The sequence below is a fragment of the Bacteroidota bacterium genome (assembly GCA_016714535.1).
Lineage (GTDB): Bacteria > Bacteroidota > Bacteroidia > AKYH767-A > OLB10 > JADKFV01.
The window spans coordinates 194496-219144 of sequence record JADKDR010000009.1 but is presented as its reverse complement, the minus strand read 5'-3'; the positions used below and the strand labels follow the sequence as shown (position 1 = coordinate 219144).

At 37.1% G+C, this 24649-nt stretch carries 25 protein-coding genes and 1 pseudogene; 24 read left to right on the top strand and 2 right to left on the bottom strand.

The annotated features are described in order from the left end of the window. Nucleotides 1-15: 15 nt before the first annotated feature. From IPO27_13525 to IPO27_13515, 3 genes and pseudogenes are all read left to right on the top strand, one after another. A complete protein-coding gene (locus IPO27_13525; GenBank protein ID MBK8847503.1) occupies nt 16-348 on the top strand; it encodes a hypothetical protein in 333 nt (110 codons plus the stop codon). A 52-nt stretch (nt 349-400) separates the two neighbouring features. Next, nucleotides 401-1393, top strand: a pseudogene (locus tag IPO27_13520) (virulence RhuM family protein). Then, the gene (locus IPO27_13515) at nt 1390-1629 is read left to right on the top strand and encodes a hypothetical protein (protein MBK8847502.1); all 240 of its coding nucleotides are present in this window, start codon (nt 1390-1392) and stop codon (nt 1627-1629) included. The pseudogene IPO27_13520 and the gene IPO27_13515 overlap by 4 nt, the downstream one beginning before the upstream one ends. 346 nt (nt 1630-1975) lie before the next feature. On the opposite strand, the gene IPO27_13510 is transcribed toward IPO27_13515, so the two are convergent. Next, a complete protein-coding gene (locus IPO27_13510) occupies nt 1976-2320 on the bottom strand; it encodes a hypothetical protein (protein ID MBK8847501.1) in 345 nt (114 codons plus the stop codon). Beyond that, entirely contained in the window at nt 2317-3120 is an 804-nt protein-coding gene (locus IPO27_13505) for a DUF4065 domain-containing protein (protein MBK8847500.1), read from the bottom strand. The genes IPO27_13510 and IPO27_13505 overlap by 4 nt, the downstream gene beginning before the upstream one ends. 849 nt (nt 3121-3969) lie before the next feature. Here IPO27_13505 and IPO27_13500 point away from each other — a divergent pair. From IPO27_13500 to IPO27_13400, 21 genes are all read left to right on the top strand, one after another. Continuing rightward, the gene (locus tag IPO27_13500; protein MBK8847499.1) at nt 3970-5421 is read left to right on the top strand and encodes a PQQ-binding-like beta-propeller repeat protein; all 1452 of its coding nucleotides are present in this window, start codon (nt 3970-3972) and stop codon (nt 5419-5421) included. Nucleotides 5422-5603: 182 nt separating this feature from the next. Further along, complete coding sequence (locus IPO27_13495; GenBank protein MBK8847498.1) at nt 5604-5927, top strand: DUF3291 domain-containing protein; 324 nt, start codon at nt 5604-5606, stop codon at nt 5925-5927. A gap of 9 nt (nt 5928-5936) precedes the next feature. Continuing rightward, nucleotides 5937-6524, top strand: a complete 588-nt coding sequence (locus IPO27_13490) for a YdeI/OmpD-associated family protein (protein MBK8847497.1) — start codon at nt 5937-5939, stop codon at nt 6522-6524. A 639-nt stretch (nt 6525-7163) separates the two neighbouring features. After that, nucleotides 7164-8060, top strand: coding sequence for a DJ-1/PfpI family protein (locus IPO27_13485; protein ID MBK8847496.1), 897 nt, complete (start codon nt 7164-7166; stop codon nt 8058-8060). A gap of 45 nt (nt 8061-8105) precedes the next feature. After that, entirely contained in the window at nt 8106-8924 is an 819-nt protein-coding gene (locus tag IPO27_13480) for an oxidoreductase (protein ID MBK8847495.1), read from the top strand. A gap of 1 nt (nt 8925) precedes the next feature. Next, on the top strand, nt 8926-9831 hold the full coding sequence (locus IPO27_13475) for a helix-turn-helix transcriptional regulator (GenBank protein MBK8847494.1): 906 nt from the start codon (nt 8926-8928) through the stop codon (nt 9829-9831). Nucleotides 9832-10617: 786 nt separating this feature from the next. Next, nucleotides 10618-12813, top strand: coding sequence for a glutamine synthetase III (locus tag IPO27_13470; GenBank protein ID MBK8847493.1), 2196 nt, complete (start codon nt 10618-10620; stop codon nt 12811-12813). Between the two features lie 31 nt (nt 12814-12844). Then, complete coding sequence (locus IPO27_13465) at nt 12845-14134, top strand: ammonium transporter (GenBank protein MBK8847492.1); 1290 nt, start codon at nt 12845-12847, stop codon at nt 14132-14134. Between the two features lie 11 nt (nt 14135-14145). Further along, entirely contained in the window at nt 14146-14940 is a 795-nt protein-coding gene (locus IPO27_13460; GenBank protein ID MBK8847491.1) for a hypothetical protein, read from the top strand. A 294-nt stretch (nt 14941-15234) separates the two neighbouring features. Beyond that, a complete protein-coding gene (locus IPO27_13455; GenBank protein MBK8847490.1) occupies nt 15235-15687 on the top strand; it encodes a MarR family transcriptional regulator in 453 nt (150 codons plus the stop codon). Between the two features lie 60 nt (nt 15688-15747). Further along, nucleotides 15748-16257, top strand: a complete 510-nt coding sequence (locus IPO27_13450) for an SDR family oxidoreductase (protein MBK8847489.1) — start codon at nt 15748-15750, stop codon at nt 16255-16257. Between the two features lie 50 nt (nt 16258-16307). Then, nucleotides 16308-16490, top strand: a complete 183-nt coding sequence (locus IPO27_13445; protein ID MBK8847488.1) for a hypothetical protein — start codon at nt 16308-16310, stop codon at nt 16488-16490. 36 nt (nt 16491-16526) lie between these two features. Beyond that, complete coding sequence (locus tag IPO27_13440) at nt 16527-16940, top strand: hypothetical protein (GenBank protein ID MBK8847487.1); 414 nt, start codon at nt 16527-16529, stop codon at nt 16938-16940. 30 nt (nt 16941-16970) lie between these two features. Next, nucleotides 16971-17678, top strand: coding sequence for a pirin family protein (locus IPO27_13435; GenBank protein MBK8847486.1), 708 nt, complete (start codon nt 16971-16973; stop codon nt 17676-17678). A gap of 72 nt (nt 17679-17750) precedes the next feature. Next, the gene (locus IPO27_13430) at nt 17751-18053 is read left to right on the top strand and encodes a hypothetical protein (GenBank protein ID MBK8847485.1); all 303 of its coding nucleotides are present in this window, start codon (nt 17751-17753) and stop codon (nt 18051-18053) included. 134 nt (nt 18054-18187) lie between these two features. Beyond that, complete coding sequence (locus IPO27_13425) at nt 18188-18682, top strand: SRPBCC domain-containing protein (GenBank protein MBK8847484.1); 495 nt, start codon at nt 18188-18190, stop codon at nt 18680-18682. A 122-nt stretch (nt 18683-18804) separates the two neighbouring features. After that, complete coding sequence (locus IPO27_13420) at nt 18805-19593, top strand: pirin family protein (GenBank protein ID MBK8847483.1); 789 nt, start codon at nt 18805-18807, stop codon at nt 19591-19593. Nucleotides 19594-20175: 582 nt separating this feature from the next. Further along, the gene (locus IPO27_13415) at nt 20176-20610 is read left to right on the top strand and encodes a GNAT family N-acetyltransferase (GenBank protein MBK8847482.1); all 435 of its coding nucleotides are present in this window, start codon (nt 20176-20178) and stop codon (nt 20608-20610) included. 399 nt (nt 20611-21009) lie between these two features. Further along, nucleotides 21010-21720 (top strand): DUF4412 domain-containing protein, encoded by a 711-nt coding sequence (locus tag IPO27_13410; protein MBK8847481.1) that lies wholly within the window; start codon nt 21010-21012, stop codon nt 21718-21720. A 140-nt stretch (nt 21721-21860) separates the two neighbouring features. Beyond that, entirely contained in the window at nt 21861-23255 is a 1395-nt protein-coding gene (gene fumC / locus IPO27_13405; GenBank protein ID MBK8847480.1) for a class II fumarate hydratase, read from the top strand. 97 nt (nt 23256-23352) lie between these two features. Continuing rightward, nucleotides 23353-24618 carry a T9SS type A sorting domain-containing protein gene (locus IPO27_13400; GenBank protein MBK8847479.1) on the top strand — a complete coding sequence of 422 codons (1266 nt, stop codon included), beginning with the start codon at nt 23353-23355 and terminating at the stop codon, nt 24616-24618. Nucleotides 24619-24649 lie beyond the last annotated feature (31 nt).

Here is a 24649-nt window from a genome sequence, read left to right as displayed (position 1 = left end):
TTAGCACACATTTAAATGAAAAAAGGATGCATTATTGGATTTATGATTGCCCTGTTTGCGATAGCAGTGGGATTAATTATAATTTACACTATTATTTATATTCCTTCTGGTATTGATATCGATAAGATAAAATACCCAATTACAGGAATTGATGTTTCTAAACATACAGGTAAAATTGACTTTCAAAAAGTAAAGGAGCAAAGTATAGAAAGCAGAGAATTAAAAGAAGTGGTTAGTTCCATTTTGGAACATACCACTCAACACGGTGCAAACCATTTTCCCGACATCAGGAAAATGGTAGTGAATGAAAAACGAACTATTAAGGAATTCTTACAAGTTGAAAAATAAAGATTTAGTTGCCGAGGATTTCTCGGTAAATGACAAAAAAATAATTACGCTAATGGAAAACAATCAACTCATATTTTACTCCACCCCACAAGGCAATGTAAAGGTGGAAGTGGTTTACCAAGGAGAAACTTTTGGTTAACACAAAAAGCACTGTCAGCTTTGTTTGCGGTGGCTGTTCCTGCAATAAGCAAACACCTCAAAAAACATTTTTTGAATCAAAAGAGTTGGATGAAAATTCAGTTGTTTCCAAAATGGAAACAACTGCTGCCGATGGCAAAAAATACCAAACTTCGTATTACCGATTAGAAGCAATTTTAGCAGTTGGCTACCGTGTAAACAGCAGCGAAGCCACACAGTTTCGTATTTGGGCAACAAGCACATTGAAAGAATTTATCACCAAAGGTTTTGTGTTGGATGATGAACGATTGAAGCAAGGCAAAATTTCGGCAAAGATTATTTTGATGAATTGCTTGAACGCATTCGTGAAATCCGTGCAAGCGAAAGACGATTTTATCAGAAGATTACCGACCTGTATGCTTTGAGTGTTGATTACACCAAAGAAGCACCCACCACACAAGATTTTTTTGCATCGGTTCAAAACAAATTGCATTGGGCAATTACAGGAAAAACAGCAGCCGAAATAATTTACACCGAAGCCGATGCAAAGAAAATTTACATGGGATTGAAAACATGGAAACAAGCCCCTTCAGGAAAAAAATATTGAAAAGTGATGTCTCGGTTGCAAAAAAATTATTTGAATGAAGCTCACATTGAAGAACTCAACAAAATAGTTTCCGCCTATCTTGATTTGGCAGAGGTAAATGCCAAACGCAGCCAACTGATGTATATGAAAGATTGGAGTAAGTTTTTAACAAACTTTTTGCAACTCTCTAATTACCCGATTCTGAAAGACAAAGGAAAAGTAACCATGCTGGAAGCCAAGCTAAAAGCCGAAGGTGAATATGAAAAATACAGAGTGATACAAGACCGTGAATACGAAAGCGATTTTGATAAAGCGGTAAAAAAATTGAAAGACAATAAATGAGTTGGGAATATTCAGAAGATAATTTAGTAGAACAAACCGCCATTGATTTGTTTCATGACCGCCTTGGTTGGGACACTGCTATTGCCTACAACAAAGAAACATTTGGTGAAGGCAGTTCATTAGGCAGAGGAAGCAAAAAGGAAATTATTCTGAAAAGAAATTTCTTACAGAAACTAAAACAATTCAATCCCAACTTACCCGAACAGGTATACACACAAGCTTATGAGAAACTGTAAGTGTACAGCAGCACAAAAACTTTAGGCGAATCAAATCTTGACAAATTTTGACCACTTGTCCACTGAACAGATTTCAATTTCACTAAATAGAGTTTGCAAACAAAAGCTTCAAAAAAACATACAACATTTTCAGCATCGATATTGCAATCTAAACTTGATATTTCTTTTTGATGCCGGCAGTGCTCTGGTATGTGATGTGTATTTATTTTTTTTACTAAGGTATGTCAATGGTGTCGTTGCAATTTTTTTTACCCTCATGCTGTTTGTGTGTAGCTATGGGCAAACTTTAGGTTACATTCTTACAACCATTCTATACCCGGGTATTGCAAATTTTTTATTTTCCCTGCTATTTAAAGTTGTTTAAAATCCTTTGCTTGTCTTCATTCTCTTTATCGTTCTTGTGATAGAGTTCTATAAAAACTATTTTCGCTTCACTCTCAAAATAGGCGTATATCAAACGTATTCCTGAATTCACACCTTGTCCTTTTAATGCTTTACAGGCAATCTTTTTCACTTTGATTACACAAGTTTCTAATCCCAAATTGTCAATGCGAAAACTGAACGGTGGTCTTGCTTCGGGTGCTGCAGTCAACACTTGTTTCACTACACCCAAATCATCGTTCAATGTTCTGTATTTTTTCAAAAGGATTTTCAAGTCCCTTTTAAATTCGGTTAATTCTTCAAAAGTCATTGTTCTTCAATTTCGTCTCCATAGTTCCTTACCGAGAAAGGAGCATCTCTGTAAAAAGCTAATTCGTAATTTATCTCTTCTCCTTCTTTTGAGGCAATCCAGGGCATATCTTTATGAGAATAACTACTAATAGCAGATGCAGACCAGTCACTCATTTGTTCAATCACTTTATCAATCATTTCCTTTTCGCTTGCTTTCAACTCTGTCAAATCAGCTTTCACAAGAGGAATGTAACGAGTTTGCATCTTGTCATAGTACTCCGTTTTAATTCTTTGCATCAATCCCTTTTCCATCATCTGACCAATAATGGTGTCTATCTTTTGCGGAACAGGACCATATGGCAACTTGCGATATTTTGCACCAGTCAAATGTTCTTCATACAATTCGTAGTAGTTGAAATCAGAAAAGTAAAGCAGTTTGTAAAGCACCGTTTCGCCAACATTGGGTTTACCTGCACATCTTTCTAAAATGTAGAGCAACACATTTTTAAACTTGTTGACTTGCAGAGTTGGAACAGAAATTCGTTCATTTGTTTTCTTTGACTTTGCTTCGGCTTTACCTTCTAAATCCTGGCTCATAGTAAAGTTTTTAGACATGAAATCATCCATTGAAAAACCCAGGACCAAAGACAACCTTTGCAATTCAAGCACATCAACACTTCTGTTCCCTAACTCAATTTGAGCCAAAGACGGCCTGGAAATTTTGACACTTTTCGCTAAATTTTCCTGTGACAACCCTTTCATTTTACGAAGATCAGTTACCCTCTGACCAATTTGTTTCTGTGAGAGTTTTGTGTTCATATCAATTTATTTATTTCAATTCAACAGCGCAAAGATAAACACTGTTTCAATTCAAAACAAATATTTGTTCCTATTTCAAACAATAAGATTTGAACTTTTTGATGCTTTAGTGCAGGAAAAACGCATTCACAAAAAACAAATTCTTTAATAAGCTGCAAGCCAACGCCACAAGTCAATTTTATAAGAGCGGTTTTTTGTTCCCAAACAAAATACACCATTCCTTTTTTTACAAAGTTATTTTTCCCACCGTACGGGTTCAAATAGAAAAAAAAAGAGCTTTAAATATAAATCGCTTCGTTGCATCAATGTTGAAACTACTAACCGTGGTGCTTCGGTCGAATGACAAAGCAGCTACTAACTGACAAAACTTGGTGTCGTGAAATACACAACGGGATTGCACTGCCTGCCCCGGCCTTAGCATTTATTGAGGCTGCATCGAGTATTCCCGAAATGTAAGCAAGTGATGTGCAGAAATTTTGCTATTGCGTTAGCGGATCGTTGACGGGGGCGTAACTATGGCTGTATGCGATTTGTGGCGACTTTAGCTATTCAAATTTCAAGATAACTATTACTCTTTCAAATTTCAATTTCAATAAACCGAGCTTGCATACAAGTGCATCAAAAAAACGAACCACATTTTCACCATCGATGTTGCAATCTAAACGTGATATTTCCATTTAATGCCGGCAGTGCTCTGGTATGTGATGTGTATTTATTTTTTTTAAAGATACGTTTATAGTGTCGTTGTAATTTTTATTTTTACCGCATGCTGTTAATGTGTACCTGTTGAGGAAGTGGTTTTTTCATGGGCTGACGTTATATGCAAGGCTAAAAATAAAAACAATTAATATGAATCAAATTAAAATTAAACATGGAATTTTATTTGTCCTTATGAGTATTTCTGCTTTGGTGAAGGGTCAAAATACCGGTTGGAATAATATTGGTGGAAATTGGGGAAAAAACGGTTATGTTGATGTTGCCGGACCAACAACAGACAGTGTACTATGGGAAACTACATCATCAGGATTTTTTGGTACCCCTATATATATTGAAGGGAACTATCTGGTGACTATGCGGTTTCAAAGTCTCACCTATGCCCCTGTAGAATGTTTCGATTTAATCACGGGGAATTTGTTATGGAGTGTTGATGTTACTGATTCTGCAGGACGGTCACTTCCTGTGGGTCTTCGCGACAACAGAGTTTTTGTAATGAGGTATACAGAAAGCAATAATGATTCACTTTTTGCACTTAATGTATCTGACGGTTCGCATATTTGGACATCAAATGTAAATGTCGCTGCTTATATAACCGAATCAGGAGTTTTTGATTCAATTGGCAACTTTTATATTATGGGGAATTTTAAAACCTATAAAATAGACCCTTCAAATGGTCAAATGGTTTGGCAAACTTCAACAGTACCTATGGCCTCAGGTAGCGGAGAAATGGCCATCAGTCAGGGTAATAATACCGGATATACATTGGAGCAAATTGGCGGTATTTCGTATGTATGGGCAATTGATTTGTTAAACGGCCAAAAGAAGTATTCCCATATTGTAACCGAATTACAACCTGGAGGGAATTTGCCACAATCAGCTTTAATGGTCGGAAAAAACGGTGCAATCTATGTTCAGCTGACGGAAGATAATGTAGCAGCGCTGTCAGATAATGGCACCCAATTAAATTTATTGTGGCAAACCAAAATCTATGGTAATTGTTCCTTCAGTACGATGTGTGTTGGATCGGACAGCTCAGTCTATGCTCCGTCAAATGGAAAAATCGTCCGTTTAAATCCACTGACTGGTGTTGTTAACGATTCATCTGTTTCCATTACCCAGGGAGGTTTTTATTCACCAAGGATTTCATCTACTAACAACAATATTATCTATGCAACGAATGGAGAAAATGGCGTGTATGCTTTTGACCTCTCCTTAAATTTGTTGTGGTCTGATGTTTTAAATTTCACAAATACTTCCGGTGTTTGCTTTGCGGCAAATGGTCTTGCTGCTGTTTCCGGAAGTAACAAAATCAGAGTTTATACGCCAACAATGGCAACCGGAACTTATGAAATAAATGATGTTTTTGCGAGGGTTTATCCAAATCCTACATCTTCTTATTTTGTGCTGGATGTTGGCAATGAAATCTTCGGAAGTGCTTTTAAGTTGATAGATATTAAAGGCAGCGAAATTAAAACTGGAATTGTATCTAAAAATACAATTATTCAATTGGACGGATTCCCTCAAGGTTTATATTTCCTGATGATTGATGGGGTTAATCAACCTTTCAAAATAATTAAACATTAGCCCATCCCATAACAGCACCTACAAGAAATTGGCGTTTCAGTGGTTAAATGAAGCCTTGTCCTTTGTATCATGTTCAGCGGTGGCAGACAGTTTTCGTCTCCGAAATCGCCAACTTCTTGTAGCTGCAAAACATTATTAAATAGACAGAAAAATGAAATACAAACCAAACCTTCAATAATTAAATGATAATATCAATTACTAAAATAGAGTTGAAGTCATATTCTAAATTAGTTGCCTTTTTTAAGTTTAACGCACAAATTATTAGTGAGTTGAAACAATCAAATTGCAAAAAGTATAAAGTAACCAACAACTGGAATTTGAAGCACTGGTATACAATGACTCTATGGTTTAGTGAAGAAGAAATCAATGCGTTTTATCGACATGGAACACATTTAGAAGCGATGAAACAATCTAAGTTATTCTCTTCTAAAATTCAATCCAAACGAATAAATAGGGGGGAGTTAATAAGTTGGAATGAAGCAAAAATGTTATTTGACATTAAATAAACACATAAGTTGGAATTACATAACGGCATAAATACTTATCACGCCAAGACACGAAAAGATTGGCGAAAATGGTTGGAAAAAAATAGCCAAACAGAAAAATCTGTTTGGCTCATCATTTACAAAAAAGAGAGAGACATCCCGAGCATTTATTACCCAGAAGCGGTGGACGAAGCATTGTGTTTTGGTTGGATAGACAGCAAACCAAACAAAAGGGATGAGAGTAGTTATTATCAATTCTTTGCGAAGAGAAACCCTAAAAGCAATTGGAGTAAGTTTAACAAAGAGAAAGTTGCAAAACTGATTGAACAAGGACTTATGCAATCCGCAGGTTTTGAAATGATAGAAATTGCCAAAAAAAATGGGACTTGGACAGCATTGGATGATGTAGAGAATATTACCGTTCCAGACGACTTACAAGCACAATTCTCAAAAAACAAAATTGCATTTGCAAATTGGGTGAAATTTCCACGTTCATCAAAACGGGGAATACTTGAATGGATACTCAACGCTAAGAAAGACGATACAAGACAAAAACGAATTGAAGAAACAGTGCGTCTTGCAACAGACAACATAAAAGCAAATCATTCCAGACAATGAGAAAAGAAGGGCAAACGCATAACAGCACCTACAAGAAATTGGCGGTTCAGTGGTTAAATGAAGATTTGTGCTTCGTAGCAAGTGCGGTGCTAACAGACAGTTTTGTGCTTCGAAATCGCCAACTTCTTGTAGCTGCCAACCGTGCGTCAAGATGTGAAAAAACCCACTTTTGAAAATTTTGGCGATCGAAGCGATTTCATAACTATGACCATATACGATTTATGCCAATTGTAGATTAAAATACCACGACAACAAGAACTCTTTTCAAATTTCAATTTTACTAAATCGCGCTTGCTTACAAATGCATCAATAAAGCGTACAACATTTTCAACATCGATGTTGCAATCTAAACTTGATATTTTCATTTGATACCGGCAGCCTTCTGCTATGTAATGTGTATTTATTTATTTTTGAAGGTCCGTCAGCAGTGTCGTTGCAATTTTTATTTTTACCACATGTTGTTAACGTGCAGCTGTGGGCAAGTTGGTTATTTCACAGGCTGACGTTAGGTGCAAGCGTAAGACGACCACGAATCGAATAACAAAACTAACAATCCATAAAAAGTATACAACAATCGTGAATTTGTATTAACTAACAACGACTCATTAGCCTGACATTTGCATTATAAATTCAAGAAAAATGAGTAATAAAACAAAAACAAACTTCTTTCAGCGTTTGCTCGGCATCGCCCCTACTATAGAGAAGGACGGTAGAGGATACATCCCATCTCCGCTCGGCCTTTTTCTTGGTGTAGATAAAAAAAGTGGCTATAAGCACACAGACTTCGGAGGTAAGAAGTACACAGGAAATAAAAAAATATTAGTCCTTTGTACAGAAGAACGTTACCTTGAAATGGCTAATGGTGTTTTGTTCTCCACAGGGCAAAATGTACAGGAGACAACAGTACCTCTGATGCACTTGGTAAATGCAGGGTTTAACTTTGATGTGGTTACACCAACTGGTAAGCCTGCAATTCTTGAACAGTGGTCGGTGCCCAAAAAAGATATTGCAGTAATTACATTTCTTGCAAATAATCAATCCAAGTTTGACCGTCCGTTATCACTTTCGGAAATGATTGCGAATGGTAAGCTCAACGAAGATTCTGATTATGTTGCTTTGTTTCTACCTGGCGGGCATGGTGCCATGGTTGGCTTGCCAGAAGATAAAAATGTAGGCACTTTGATTCGTTGGGTAAAAGATACTGACCGATACCTTGTTGCCGTTTGCCACGGGCCTGCCGCCCTTATGGCGACCGTTCAAAATGGAGATGGCCCGCATCCATATAGTGGATACAAACTGGCCGCTTTTCCAGATAAATTTGATAAGCAATCTCCCATGCTTGGTTATTTACCGGGCATGCTTCCTTGGTTCCAATGTGAAAAACTTGAAGAACAAGGTATGAAAGTCATTAATGACGGTGTTAAAGGAGACACTTATATTGATCGCAGACTTTTTAGTGGAGATAGTCCAAAGGCCTGCGACCAATTAGGAAAAATGATTTCTGAAGAATTACTTAAAAAATTCGCTAGCAATTAAATATTTTATTAAGCCACCAATTAAGTAATAATACTATTCAAAATAATGAGCAAGAAAATAATTTTAATCACGGGTGCAAGTTCAGGAATGGGCAAAGAAACTGCAAAAGAACTCATTCAGCAAGGACATACAGTTTACACTGTTGCAAGACGAATTGACCAAATGCAAGACCTCAAAACATTAGGTGGGCATCCTATTCAAATGGATGTTACAAACGCAAGTGACATTCAAAATGCAGTGGACACGATCATTAAGCAAGAAGGGAAAATCGATGTTCTTTGGAACAATGCAGGATATGGTTTGTATGGTGCTGTTGAAGACGTACCAATCCAAGAAGCCAGACAACAATTTGAAGTAAATTTGTTTGGATTAGCGGCAATTACACAAATAGTCGTTCCATACATGCGTAAAGCAAAAATGGGAACAATTATTAACACTTCTTCCATGGGCGGAAAAATGTACACACCAATGGGTGCTTGGTATCATGCCAGCAAACATGCAGTTGAAGGTTTTAGCGATTGTTTGAGATTAGAAATTAAACAATTTAATATAAATGTAGTTATTTTAGAGCCGGGAATCATTAGAACCGAGTTTGCTGATGTTATGTTAAACCAGTTAAGTAAATTTTCATCAAAAGGAGCTTATGCTACAATCACAAACAAACTAGTAGCTGCGACTAAAAAATTGTTTGATAGCGGAAAGGGTTCAAAACCTATTGTAATTTCCAACACTGTGAGTAAAATTATAAATGAACGAAAACCAAAAACAAGATATAGAGTTGGGCTATATGCAAAACCAATGGTTTGGATGAGAATTTATTTAGGGGATAGATTATTTGATAAAATTGTAATGAGCCAAGTATAAAATGAAACCAATTATTCAATTACATAGCATATCCGAAATCAACCACTTTGTGCAAAACAAAACTAATCACCCATTGGTTGCAGTGGTTGATTTTAGTAAAGTAGATGAATACGTAGAAGAAGGTACAAGGATTAGTACTGATTTCTATTCCATTATGTTTAAAAACTATTGCGCCAATAAAATACGGTATGGAAGACAATCTTATGATTTTCAGGATGGAAGTTTGGTTTGCATTGCGCCAAAGCAAGTGGTTACAATGGACAGTGAGATTGAGAAGAGAGACGATATGATGGGTTGGGGTTTGTTCTTTCATCCAGATTTACTTCGTGGTACATCGTTAGGTGAAAAAATGAATGAATACACTTTTTTTTCATACGAAACTGCTGAGGCCTTGCATTTATCTGAAAAAGAAAAACAAACTTTATATGACTGTGTGCAAAAAATTGCAACGGAATTACAAGAAAATATTGACAATCACAGCCAAACCCTTATAGTTTCAAATATTGAATTACTTCTCAATTATTGTTCACGCTACTACGGCAGACAATTTATTACTAGAAAAAGTAGTAATTCAAACACAATTGCGCAGGTAGAGAAATTATTAAAATCCTACTTCAAATCGGAACAGTTGAAAGAAACTGGTTTGCCGACAGTAAAATATTTAGCTGACAACATACATTTATCTGCCAGTTATTTAAGTGACCTGCTCAAAAAGGAAACAGGAATGAATGCACAAGACCATATTCATTACTACCTTATTGAAGAAGCCAAAAATATTTTGATAAACTCCGACAACAGTGTTGGAGAAATTGCTTATTCATTAGGATTTGAGTACCCTCAATATTTCAGCAAACTTTTTAAACAAAAGACAGGGAAGACTCCAATTGAATACAGAAACCTAAATTGACAGAAACGCCAGCACGTAACATTTAGCCGTATAGACGAAAGCCCCCCCGGCATCGCAGCAAACGAGGGGCTTTTGTCTATTAGGCCTGCCCCGTATACTCTAACGGGGTGTTCAGCGACACCGGCATGGGGTGTCGTCATAATTGAGTGGCTTTGCTGGGGGGGCGTGCTAAATTGCTTAGGTGTAATAGTAAAGCAATTTTTGTTTTTGCGATTGTTTAACTATGAGTGTATACGTCAGTTTGCAATTACTTTTAACACAAATTATACCATTAGCTTTTATAAAACAGTTGCTTTTCTTACCTTACCCCAACCCTCTCCAAAGGAGAGGGAGAAATCGCGTTAGCCTGTTGTATAATAGCTAATGGTATTATGCAAGTGAAATTATCAATTACATAACGATTAACTCAATTAATACAGATAGCTCGGCTTTTAGATCAACTTCTACTGCATAATTTGGGTTTAACTTTGAACAATCTATTGTTGTTTAATTGCGAATTGTTTAAACGTTTGTAGTGTTAGTACTTTCCTTTCATTTGTAATGGCATGGTTTGACCTTTTGTCGAAAAAAATGTTTATTGAAAATTAGAATTTTATTTATGTTTGCCCACGACTTTTCTACTTAAGGCCTTAACGTTGATTCAACAAACTTTTATTCGTAAAATTTAACTTAAAGTAGAAAATTTTCTATTGACAAATTTCGATACATAACATTAAATAAAATTACTGAATTCATCAAACGTAAATTTAATTAAACTGTACATAATATCTATTAATCAATTTTAAAATGAATCAAACTAACACTGTTAACTCTGGGGTCGATGCCGAAACGATGACTCACTCCAATTCATCCGGTTCAAGAAAAATTTCTGATCTGTTTGGTGAAAACATCTTCAATATGCGAACGCTTAAAGCTTATGTTTCCGATGAAGTATATCAGAAAATGAGGGGAGTAACGCTGCAGCAAAAACCAATAGAAGCATCTACTGTTGAGCAAATGGCCGAGGCAATGATAAAATGGGCAATGGAAAAAGGGGTTACTCATTTTTCACATTGGTTTCAACCTCTTACCGATTCCCCTGCCGAAAAACATGATGCATTTTATAAACCTACCATCAACCCAGAGATAAAGGGCATTGAAAGCCTTACTGCGGGCGAATTGGTAAAGCGCGAAACTGATGGCTCCAGTTTTCCTTCAGGAGGATTAAGGGCAACACATTCAGCAAGAGCATACACCATTTGGGATCCGTCATCACCGGCATTTATTTTGGAAACAAAATTAGGAAAGACACTTTATGTTCCGGCAGTATTTATTTCATTTACCGGTGAAGCGCTGGACTACAAAACGCCTTTATTAAAATCAAATCATGCTTTGAACAAGGCGGCCACTGAAGTCTGCAAATATTTTGACGAAAGCATAGGTCACGTTTTTTCAACCCTGGGTTGGGAACAAGAATACTTCCTTGTTGATGAGCGGTTTTACAATGCGCGTCCCGATCTTTTGCTAACCGGCAGAACAATTTTTGGAGGAAAACCGGCCAAAGGCCAACAGCTAGATGATCATTATTTTGCTGCCATACCTGAGCGTGTGGAAGAATTTATGAAGGATTTTGAATTTGAAAGTCTAAAACTTGGAATACCAATTCTTACAAGACATAATGAAGTAGCTCCCGGGCAATATGAGTGCGCACCCATGTTTGAAGAATCAAATGTTGCAGTAGACCACAATCAACTAATTCGTGTGATAATGGAAAAGACTGCGGTGAAACATAAATTCAGAATCCTATTCAACGAGAAGCCTTTTGCCGGCCTTAACGGAAGCGGAAAACATTGCAATTGGTCCATGTCAACAAGCACAGGAAAAAATATTCTTTCTCCGGGCAATTCTCCAGGCTCCAATTTGCTTTTCCTTACATTTTTTATCAATATCATTAAAGCTATTCATGATAATGGTGATATACTTAGAGCAAGTATTGCCACTGCGGGTAACGATCATCGTCTTGGCGCCAATGAAGCGCCACCGGCAATTATCTCGGTATATACAGGATCCATATTGCAGCAGGTGCTTGATAATTTCTGGACTGATGGGTTAGCCGCTCAAATGGAAGACAAAGCAGAGATGATGGATCTTGGTCTAACCAAAATTCCTCATATAACCAAAGACCAAACAGATAGAAACAGAACATCTCCATTCCCATTTACCGACAATCGTTTTGAATTTCGTGCTGTGGGTGCCTCTGCGCATTGTGGGGCTCCTATCACGGTGTTAAATACAATAATTGCAGATCAACTGGTAATTTTCAAATCGGAAGTAGACAAACTCAGTTTAAATAATACCGACCAAAAAGCCAATATTATAAAAGTGTTGCAGAGTTACAAAGATGCTGTTAACCGCATCGTTTTTAATGGTAATGGGTATTCTAAAGAATGGGAAGAAGAAGCAAAGAAACGCGGACTAAGTAATAATAAAAATACACCCTCAGCTTTAAAATCTTTGTTGACCGAAAAGTCAATTCAGGTCTTTAAACGTCAACAGGTTTTTAGTTCAAAAGAATTGGAAAGCAGATGCGATGTTTTACTCGAGAACTACACAAACAAAGTTGATATTGAAGCCAATCTCTTCCTCGAAATGAGCCACAGCTTTATTCTTCCTGCAGCATATAAAACCATCAACAGGATGAGTGAAGTTCACAATAACATGAAAAGCATGGGATTAGAAGCTCAGGCAAAACACCTGGTAGATAAAATGGTTTCTCCAATAGCCTATTTGGCCGAAAAGGTAAGTAAAGACCTTGTTGGACTAAAGCATGAATTAATGGAAGCCAGGGCTATGGAAGATGCATTTGAAAAAGCCTCAACTTATGCCAACAAAGTTATTCCATACTTCGAGAAGATACGGGCAAATGTTGATATGCTTGAAGGAGTAGTTGATAACGAACATTGGACGCTACCAAAATACCGCGAATTGCTCTTTATAAGGTAATTATGTTTTTTCAATGCCATAAAAAGAAACTATGACCAAGTTCAAGAAATCAGGATTAATTTTTTTAATAATTTTTCACCCCTTTTTATTATTTGCAGGGAATGAAATTAATAGTGGCGATACAGCATGGATGTTGGTTGCTACAGCACTTGTGATGTTGATGACACCTGCCGGGCTTGCCTTGTTTTATGGAGGGCTCACACGTACCCGTAGCGTCTTAAATACTATTGGAATGAGCTATGTGGCCTTCTGTTCGGCAACTATCGTTTGGATTACAGTGGGTTATAGTATGGTTTTCGGCAGTAAGGATTCTATTATAGGTAGTTTTAGCAATATTTTACTTAAAGAAATTAGTGTTAATGATGTGTCGAACACTATACCAACATTGCTGTTTGTTGCCTTTCAGGGAACATTTGCTGCAATTACTATTGCTATTGTGAGCGGATCAATCATTGAACGAATTAAATTCTCGACATGGATTATTTTCACATTTCTTTGGACTGGTTTAGTATATTGTCCTGTTGCTCACTGGATTTGGGGAGGTGGCTTTTTGAGTGGCCACGGTGAGCTCGATTTTGCCGGAGGAACCGTAATTCATATCAATGCCGGTGTGGCCGGACTGGTGCTCTTATTTATGCTTGGAAAAAGAAGGGATTTTGTTTCTGAAAAAGCTAAGCCATCATCACTAAAACTAACCATACTTGGCTCGGCACTTTTGTGGTTTGGTTGGTTTGGATTTAATGCCGGCAGCCAACTTGCAGCTGATGCCATTGCAGCAAATGCGTTTTTGGTGACCAATGTTGCGGCTTGTATTGGAGGCATGTCGTGGCTGTTGATTGAGTGGGTCGATTCGCGTAAGCACTCTATTATAGGCATTGCTTCAGGTGTTATTGCCGGGTTGGTAGGCATAACTCCTGCTGCCGGGTTTGTTGATGTGGCGGGCGCGGCTGCCATTGGCTTAGGTTCGGGGTTGGTAGGTTATTTCTGCGTGGTTAAGCTAAAAAAACTTATCAGATATGATGATACGCTTGATGCTTTTGGTTTGCATGGAATGGTTGGAATATTTGGTGCAATAGCTACAGGTGTATTTGCAAATCCTGCGGTAAACAAAGCTGCAGGACTTCTTTATGGAAATCCTTCTCAGGTATGGACGCAATTGGTAGCCGTATTGGTAACAGTTGCTTATTCGGCTATAGCCACCTTCATTGTATTTAAAATATGTGCGTTCATTACTGGTGGTGCAAGAGTATCAGAGCGAGAAGAGGATCAGGGTATGGATGCTGCACTTCATGGTGAGCGAGCCTTTGAATTGAACGATTAAACTTATTTATTATGTCTTTAAAACGATTATTGTTACTTACCGACTATACTTTAGCATCCAATTTGGCTGCATGTCATTGCTATCAGATCGCCTCACTTTGCAAAGCAGAAGTAATCTCCTTACATGGAATTAACAGCACCGAAGATAGCGAATGGGCCGAAAAAAAGAGTGTTGAACAGATAACAAATATTGCAAACTTCGATAAAAACATTTCATTCAAGCCAGTAGTTTCAACCCTCAATTTGATTCAAGGACTCAAAGACTGGTTAAAAAATAAAAGTGTGGATCTAACCTTCATGGCAACACATGGTAAAAAGGATCTGCAGTTTATAACCGGGAGCAATGCGCTCAAACTTATTTTTAATGCCGAAACGCCCACAGTAGTTGTGCAGCACAACACCCCTTTGCGCCCTTACAAAAATATTTTACTTCCCATTTTCAGCCATGAGGCAGAATTGCAAGCTCCTTTGTCTACTCTGCAAGCTATTATAAGTTTGTTTGGTTCGAAACTTACAATAATAATTCCTGCTACGAAAGATGACCACGAGGAAAAGGAAATGCAGAAAAAAGTGGACACCATAAAAAATGTATTGAAAATTGATAACGCCCACCTGGAGTTGAGAAGAACAGACCAACCCACTAAGAAGTTTGGCAAGGAGTTATTATCGGTGGCAAGCCATGAAAAGTTTGATCTCATAGCATTGATGATAGATACAAAACATCATCGCAAAGAGGCTGAGAAAAGAAAAAAAATTTTCCAGGAACTTATTACCAATGAAAATGGAATACCGGTTTTGTGTATTTAAAAAATAACAAAATATTATTTGGTCTTGCATTTGGGTTTCGATCCATTTTTTTTCTGGTATTATTTTGCCTCTTGCCAATACTTACCAGCTTTCATTTTTTCGATATTTAATCTGGCCGCAGACAATTGGATGTGTGACTGGAACAAACAAAAACTAAAAAGGAAACAACCCTGAAAATGAGTTGAGTGTTATTGGTGAAATCAAAAAATCAACTCTTCATTAAAAATATTTTAAGAATAAATTTTGTGAATTGAAAAATCATTTCTACTTTTGTTGCGTATTTAACAATTGCGGATGATTATGACAAAAATTGATAAGTCTTACGGTCGAATATTAGGAGTAGCATATACATATGTGTTCAGGCAATTGGCTATGCATATGAAAGAGAAAAATCTTCCTATTACGCCAGACCAATTCCGTGTACTTACTCATTTATGGCAGAATGACGGATGTTCGCAACAGGAATTAGCAGCAGGTACCCTTCGCGACAGAGCAAATGTTACACGCATCATTGACATTTTGGAGAGGGAGGGCATAGTAGAAAGAGCAGACCATGAAAACGACCGGAGAATTTTTAAAATTCAGCTTACAAAAAAAGGGAAAAGCATTGAAGAGGAAGCCATGGCATGCGGTCAGGCTGCTATCAATGATGCACTAAAAGGCATCAGTAAAAGTGACCTCGAGGTTTGTATGAAGGTGCTGAATAAAACCATTGAAAATTTAGCAAATAAAAATTGTAAAAAATAGATAATCAATTCTTGAGAAATTTAAATTAATACATCAATAATCTAATTAAAAACTAAAATTATGTTTAAAAACAAAGTAATCGTAATTGCCGGTGCTACCGGTACAGTAGGTTCAGGTATTGTAAGAGCATTCCTAAATGAAGGAGCACAAGTGGTAGGGATTTCCCGAAATGCTCAGAATTTGGACGAGCTAAAAAAAACAATATCACTAAAACCCGATGAACCATTTTATGCAGTGGTTGGTGATTTTACAAATGATGCAGAAGCTGCAAAAACAAAACAAGATGTCTCTGCTATTTTGAAAGGAAAATCTATTGACCACATTGTTTCATCAGTAGGATTCGTAACCTATGCTACGGCTCCTACCAAAACAGACTCTCAGATGGTGAGAGATGCATTCGACAACGGCTTTTTTAATACCGTTTTAATGGCAAAATATTTTCTTCCTGAATTAAAAAATCAGGAGGGCTCTTCTTACACTATGATTAGTGGTGGACTTGCACATGGCTTGCCTGGTTTTATTCCGAATGCAGAAAACCTGTGGTTGGCTACTGCAAAAATGCTGCTGTAAATAGTTTAACCTATGGTTTAAACGCAGAAACAATAAATGACAAAGTTAGAGTGAATACTATATGCATTCACTTTGGTATTGCTCCAATTGGCGGAACAACAAACAAAATGGGTATGCAAGCTGACCAGGATACACTTGCCCTTGCTCCTGCATTTCTTGAAGTTGCAAAGGGAGCTGTAAAAGGTGAAGTGATATGTCTTGATACATGGGACGATGTAAATAAATCCAGATAAAATAAAAATCAAAATTTAATTCAAAATCAAATCAAAATGACAAATAAATTAAACTTCAAACAAGTAATGATGGCTGGTCTAACAGCATCTGCCGTTTCAACAATTATCAATGCTATTCTGTTCTTTATTTCTAAAAAAATGGGATGGATAACGGATGATATTTTTGTTCAACCCAATCAACCATTAACAATTGCTCCAGTAATAATGGCCAGTATTGTTCCCACTCTGGTTGCTTCAACTGTATTTTTCTTAATTGAGAAATATACTCAAAATGGGTTCAGAATTTTCAGTATTCTTTCTATTATACTAATGCTTTTATCATTAGGCGGCCCTTTCAAAGGAATACCTAATGTAACAACGACATACGCTTTGGTGCTTTCAACAATGCATTGCGTAGTTCCACTTGTGCTTTTGTATTTCATTAACAGAAGCAAAAAAAGTAATGTCTGATTTAATTATTACTTCTTAATTATTCGATAAATGAAATTGATTTTAAGAAACAATGTTGACAGAATTCATAAGCAGGATGCATGGAAAAAAAGTGCTTACGCTTTTGTTCCTTATCAAACCAACTTTGGTGAGTTGTGTGGTTTTGCTGATGATGTAGTTGAAGCCGGACAAGGTTTTGGAATGCATCCGCATCAAAACATGGAGATAAGTACCATTGTTATTTCAGGCTCACAAGCCCATAAAGATAATACTGGCAGCGAAGGTATTATCAATGAAAATTGCGTTCAAACAATGAGTGCCGGAACGGGCATTATGCATAGTGAATTTAATGCATCTAAAACAGCATCATTTCACAGTTTTCAAATTTGGGTATATCCAAAAACAATGGATGTAAAACCACGACACGGAAAATTTAGCTATCAAGCTGAAGACAAACTCAACAAAGTACTTCTTGCACTTTCGCCTGATGGCAGAAATGAAACTGCACCAATCAATCAGGATGCATTCTTTAGTGTTTCAAAATTGGATAAAGGAAATTCCGTTACATATAAAATGAATTTGAAAAACAATGGCGTTTATGTTCATTGTGCAACGGGTTCAATTGAAATTGATAATAGGAATCTTGAGACGGGTGATGCAATTGGAATATATGATGCAGATAGTTTTTTAATAAAGTCTCTTGAAGATGCAGAATTAATTTTTGTAGAAGTCCCTATGCAACGTGGAATAAAATTATAGTTTATGAGAAGGGCCCTAATCATTATTTTACTTTCAATTAGCATCAACGCAGATGCACAAAACAAAAATAGCATGACACTAATAAGAGAATTTTTTGCACCTCAGGAAAACGCACCTGTAATGGTTTTGTTTGGTGGTAATCCTGAAAGAATGAATGAAGTTGTTTCCATGATTAGAGATAGCCTTAAAACAGCAACTGCTATTGGTAACTTTAGTGAAGAAGAAGGATTGAAAAAACTAAGCACATTAAAAAAAGTTGATTTGGTTTTAATTAGGCAGATATTCAGAAGAACAGAGAATCAGAATCAGAGTTTACCTGAAGGAACATTTTCCAGGGGTTGCAACTACCGAACCTGGATATCTCTATCCTTATGATAATGCAGAAATCTTAAAAGATATCAGCCTCAAACTAAACCTTTAGTAAGGTGTGAGCAGTAGGCGTAAGATATTGTTCACAAACCTTATCTGCATTTTAAAAACGAATAAACAAATAGATTAAACACAAGACTATGTGGATAACCATAATTATTCTATTCACGCTGCTAATTGTATTGAGCAGGGCAAGCTTTGAAATCCGAGACGAAATCGAAATCAATGCCTCTATAGACAAAGTATGGAGTGAGATCATTGACTTTAAAAGCTATAAGAACTGGAATACCCAATTGACTTTTTTAGGTGGTGAAGTAAAACCTGGGGGGAAATTGCACCTGAAGCTTTCCACAGATGGAGCAGCCCCTTACGAATTCAAACCTGCTATTTCACATTGGGAGGAGCGAAAACAGTTCGCATGGATTGCCATAACCGGTATACCAAGGGTTTTTGATGGAGAGCATTTTTTTGAACTCCGGGATTTAGGAAATGAAAGAACCTTGCTTGTCAACAGAGAAGAGTACAGAGGTATTTTGTCATTGATCTTTAAAGAACTGCCCATGATGAAGAACGCACCCAGCGGTTTTAAAAAAATGAATCTGGAATTTAAAAGTTATGTGGAAAATAATGGATAAGATACTTGACTTCAAGGATAGCTCTATTCTCAAGGTTGTTTAGTAAATGGCATATAGTATAAACTCAAAATCTTAAGACTCAATTGATGCAAAAACAAGTAAAAAGAATAACCAGGCAAATCATGAAACCAAACCCAATGGGTTTTACATCGGTTGACATGTTTCATAACGAATTTGATTTTGAACCGTTTTTGGTTTTTACAGAGTTTCATATGGACAAAGCAATTTTTGGACCCCACCCTCACGCAGGTGTATCTGTTATGACCTATATGATGCCTGATAGCAAAGGTTCATTTCTTAATCGAGACAGTCGAGGTGATAATAGTATTATTGAACCGGGTGGAATACACGTTACGCAAGCAGGTAGCGGTGTAAAGCACGATGAAGTACCAACCACTGATGGAATTGATTGTCATGGCTTTCAAATATGGATCAACCATTCAGACAAAAACAGATTGGTAGAACCAAAAGCTTTTCATGCATTTTCAAAAGATGTTCCTGAATACAATAGAGACAATATAAAATTGAGAGTTATACAAGGCACATACCAAAACTTAACTTCGCCACTTGATTTGGTAACAAAAACCTCATTATTTGACATTACGTTACAACCAAATTCAAGTATTGAACTTGACACCAAAGAAATGGCGTTTATTTATTTAATGACAGGAGATATTACCATTGCCGACAGAGAGATTAGAGGAATATCCATGATAACATTTGAGAAAACAGGAGATAAAATAAAAGTTAATTCGACTAGCCAAACTTCAAATTTCCTATTTGCATCAGGCACACCGCACAACGAACCCATTGTTCACGGAGGACCTTTTGTAATGACGACTCACGAGCAAATGACAGCAACACAACAAAGACTACAACGTGGCGATATGGGAATTTTGCATCCTCTTTAATTATGAATATGGAAGCACAAACGCCTGGCATTTAAACCTACAAAATAGCCCACCTCCTGGTAAAACAAACGAAGGATGATATGCATAGCAAGTGTTCAAGCCTCACTAGCTGCTATGGGTTTAGCATGAGCTTTAGTCGGTAGTGTAGGCTGGTGCATTTGTAACGGAGTGCGGTTTGGTTTTTAATGGGTGTAACAGTGGCTGTATACGATATAAACAATATTGCAATCGAACGATGGGCGGTCCTCGTTGTTGATGCTTGTTACCTCAAACTGTAACTTTGGCAAGTCGAGCTTGCTTTCAAAAGCATCGACAAAGCGAACGGGATTGTGGGCCGAAATACTACAATCCAGCAAAAATAATCTTACTGATGTCTATTGGCTTGTGCAATATAATGCATGTAAAATATTTCATTTCAAAAATACTTAACACCTGTTGTAATGTTTTTTATTTTTACCACATATTGATAATGTGCAGCTGTGTTGGTAATAATTTTTTTACAGTTTGAGGTTGGCGGTAAACCTTGCAAACTACATCGATATAAATAAACTGACAAGAAAGTAATTGAAATTGATTGATAAAATGGAATTGAAAGCAATAGAATTAAATTTAGATAAGACGAATAATATTTATAGTTCAGTTGACTGTCAAATGTTATTGAAATCCTATGAGGAATATTATCCAAAAATCGGCTATAACTTGCCTTGGGTTGGATATTTTGTTGTAAGACAAAATCAAATTGTTGGCTCTTGTGGTTTTACCGGACAACCAAAAGAAGGAAAAGTTGAAATAGCCTATTGGACATTCAAAGAATACGAAGGACAAGGAATTGCATCGTTTTCGTGTAAAGAACTTGTCTTAATTTCTCAACAATATGACCCAACGCTAATTATTACAGCGAAAACTGCACCTGTGCATAACGCTTCGACAAAAATATTAGAGAAAAACGGTTTTGTTTTTACAGAAATTGTTCAAGACGAAGAAATTGGTGACGCTTGGTTATGGACGCTTAAATAATAGAATAACAAAACCTAATTGACACAAAATGAACAGCAAAAGCCAAGAGCACCTTTCCGTTAAAAGCACATTTGCATTAGTCGGGGTTTCGTGCTGCGCAGACAATTTTGTAGCTCATGAAAGTTTAGTTTTTCAAATCAAGTTTTGTGGTAAAAGTCTCTCACTTCCGGTTGCTTAAAACTTTCTGAGTAGCAGGTAGTTCAAGAAAAAAACGCCCTGTGAGACAAGTTTCAAAAAGGTCCCAATCCGAGGAATTAAATACCTGTTCAAAATGAATTCGAAACTCATTATATTTGAATTATAACCCGGATGTTTGAGGTTAAAGGCAGCGAGGTTGCCTTTTATCCAAAAAAATAAATACTTTTGCTGCCCCAATTAAATTTTAACAATAAAAAAAATATGAAAAGAATAAACCTATTAGTTGTTTGCATACTGTTTATGCAAGCCGCCTTTGCACAATGGCAAGGCAACTTCCAAATGTCAGTGATTAACTCATCGCGACCAGAACCCGTAGTAATTGACTTTACTATTAAGGATACCATTTCGCTTATGGTAATTAAAAACGAAAGGATGGCACCCTTTAAGACCATTACTGACAGGGGTAACAATACGAGTACAATGCTAATAGAGCAGGGGGGAACCAATATGGCCATCCGCAGAAAGATAAATAATCATCCTGCTAGCGCAGCCCAAAATGAAAGCAATGTAAAGGTTATAGCAACCGAAGAAGTTAAGGAAATAAGTGGTTATAAATGCAAGAAATACCTTGCCTCAGATGAGAATAAAAACATGGAGTATTGGATGACCGAAGAGGATATCTTACCTTGGCTTGAGGTGTTAGAAATTACCAAAACTCCGGGCCGAGGAATGGCTCGTATGCAGCGTCCTATTGGCTATCAGGATATGAAGGGTGTGCCGGTGCAATACATCATTACCGATCGCAAAACCAATGAAATCACAACCGTTACATTTTCAAATATTAAGAAGCAGCCTGTACCTAATTCAGTATTTGACATGAGTGGATATCAAATGCAGGAAATGCCTGATTTGCCTCCCGGAATGGAAATGCCAATGCCACCCGGAGCAACACCGCATTCCGATCACAAATAAAGAATAACGAAAAGCCGCTTAAGCGGCTTTTTTATTTACATATCTTTTAGAAGAGTGAATAAATCAATCAGCTATTTATTTCCAATAGAAACTAGTTCTGATATATTTGCGCCCTCAAAAAAAATAATCATCATAACACAATGGAATTTCGAATAGAAAAAGATACCATGGGAAAAGTGCAGGTGCCTGTACATGTTTACTGGGGCGCTCAAACACAGCGTTCAATCGAAAATTTTAAAATTGCGCAGGATATAAATCGCATGCCACGAGAGATAATAATGGCATTTGCCCATTTAAAAAAGGCAGCTGCTATTACAAACTTTGAAGCAGGAGTGTTGGCTTCTGAGAAATGCGAAATGATTAAAACAGTTTGTGACGAAATTCTGGATGGCAAACTGGACGATCAGTTTCCTCTGGTAGTTTGGCAAACGGGTAGTGGCACGCAAAGTAATATGAACGTTAATGAAGTGATAGCTTACCGCGCGCACGTTATAAATGGCGGCCAACTTACCGATGAGCAAAAGGCTGTACATCCAAACGATGATGTAAACAAATCGCAGTCGAGCAACGATACTTTTCCAACTGCTATGCACATTGCAGCCTACACCATTCTGGTAGAAAAGGTTATACCAGCATTGAGAACCTTGCGCAATACCTTTGCAAATAAAAGTGCAGCATATATGGGTATTGTTAAAATAGGAAGAACGCACCTGATGGATGCTACCCCATTAACATTGGGCCAAGAAATTTCAGGATATGTTTCGCAACTCGATCACGGTATACGTGCCATTGAACATACCTTGCTGCATCTGCGTGAACTTGCTTTAGGTGGAACCGCTGTAGGAACCGGCATTAATACTCCAAAAGGCTATAGCGAAAATGTAGCAGCTCATATTGCCACTTTAACCGGACATCCCTTTATAACGGCCGAAAATAAATTTGAAGCGCTGGCAGCACACGATGCTATTGTAGAATCGCATGGCGCTTTGAAAACCGTGGCGTGCAGCTTAATGAAAATTGCAAACGATATTCGCTTGCTGGCTTCGGGCCCGCGTTGTGGCATTGGCGAAATTTTTATTCCCGATAATGAGCCGGGGTCTTCCATTATGCCGGGCAAAGTAAATCCTACTCAGTGCGAAGCCATGACCATGATTGCAGCTCAGGTAATGGGTAATGATGTGGCCATTAATATTGGTGGGGCAACCGGTCACTTCGAGCTAAATGTTTTTAAACCTGTAATGATTTATAATTTTTTGCATAGCGCGCGATTAATAGCTGATGTTTGTATTTCGTTTAATGATAAATGTGCAGTAGGCATTGAGCCCTTACATGAAAATATTAAGACGAATCTTGAAAATTCTTTAATGCTTGTAACCGCGCTTAATAACAGAATAGGATATTACAAAGCAGCAGAAATTGCACAAACTGCGCATAAGCAAGGAAAGACGTTGAAGCAAACAGCTATCGACCTTGGTTATGTTACATCAGAACAGTTTGATCAATGGGTTAAGCCGGAAGAAATGGTAGGTTTGTGATTGTCATAGAATTGTAATTCTTACCAAACCATGACATTTATCATGTGGTATCCTTGATTGCTGATACTACATTCGCGCAAAATTCCAAGTTAACTATATGTATAAGTTTATTTTTGCGCCAATTATCATTTTCTCCATTTCATTTAATTGTATTAATGCCCAGCCTGGAACACCAAATCAGGTTTCGGTTCAGGCAGGTTATGTTTCAGAAATATTTTTTGATTGCAGTACTGGCAATCAAGTAAGTGTACCCAAAAATAATTGGGAGCTTGCATTTAGCATTAATGCCTATTCGGCCGGAGTGCACATTAATTCAAACTATGGCGTACATGCCTATGTTGTTAGTGGTGCCAATACAGGTGATTTTGCAACACTGGATACCACCAATAATATAAACTGGAACGAATTATATAATACCGACACAAGTTGGTATTGGGGCGCTATCAATCGTAATTATAATCCTGCCAATATGTTTAACTATGGCTGGGGAACGTATAATATAATAACGCATAATGTAGTTGGCGACAGCTTATACCTGCTTAAGTTAGTTGCAAATGGAAGCCCGGATGTTTATTATAAACTCTGGATTCAAAGTCGCAACCTGGCTGGCGATTATACTTTTAGATATGCAACCCTCAACAATTCATTTGATACTACCGTTACTATTTCCAAATCGCCATATGCCAATAAAACGTTGATATATTACAGTTTACGCACCGGACAAATTGTTGATCGTGAACCTGCAAATACAGATTGGGACATTACTTTCAATCGCTACTATGCCGATCAGGGAATTAATTTTTACTATCCGGTTGTAGGTGCTTTAGCTAATGAAGGAGTTATGGTTGCTGAAGCCCGTGGGGTGGATGTTAATCAGGTTCAAGCTTCCAACTATATGAGTAGTTTCAATTCACAAATCAATGTAATGGGTTACGATTGGAAAACTTTTTCTGGTAACTCCTGGTCTATTGAAGACTCGCTCACTTATTTTATTAAAGATAAAAATGGTGCAATCTTTCAACTCACCTTTACCGGTTATGGTGGACTGAGCAATGGCAATATTGATTTTAATTTGCTCTTTATTCCAACATCTATTAATGCTGTCAATGATCAGTCAGGTGGAATTGTTGGATTTATAAATAATGAAACAAATCTTTCAATATTGGTTAATAGCCCGCTTACTACAAATGCTGAATTGCAATTAATTAATTTGAACGGGCAAGTGCTGCTGAGCGAGCAATTGAGTTTAAGCAATGGACTTAACAATACCAGCATCAAAAAAACAAATTTAAGCACAGGTTTGTATTTTGTAACTATCAGTACCGGCAATAATTTTTATCAGACAAAAGTTTTTGTAAACTAAATGGCATATGCTATTTAGCACTTAATAACAC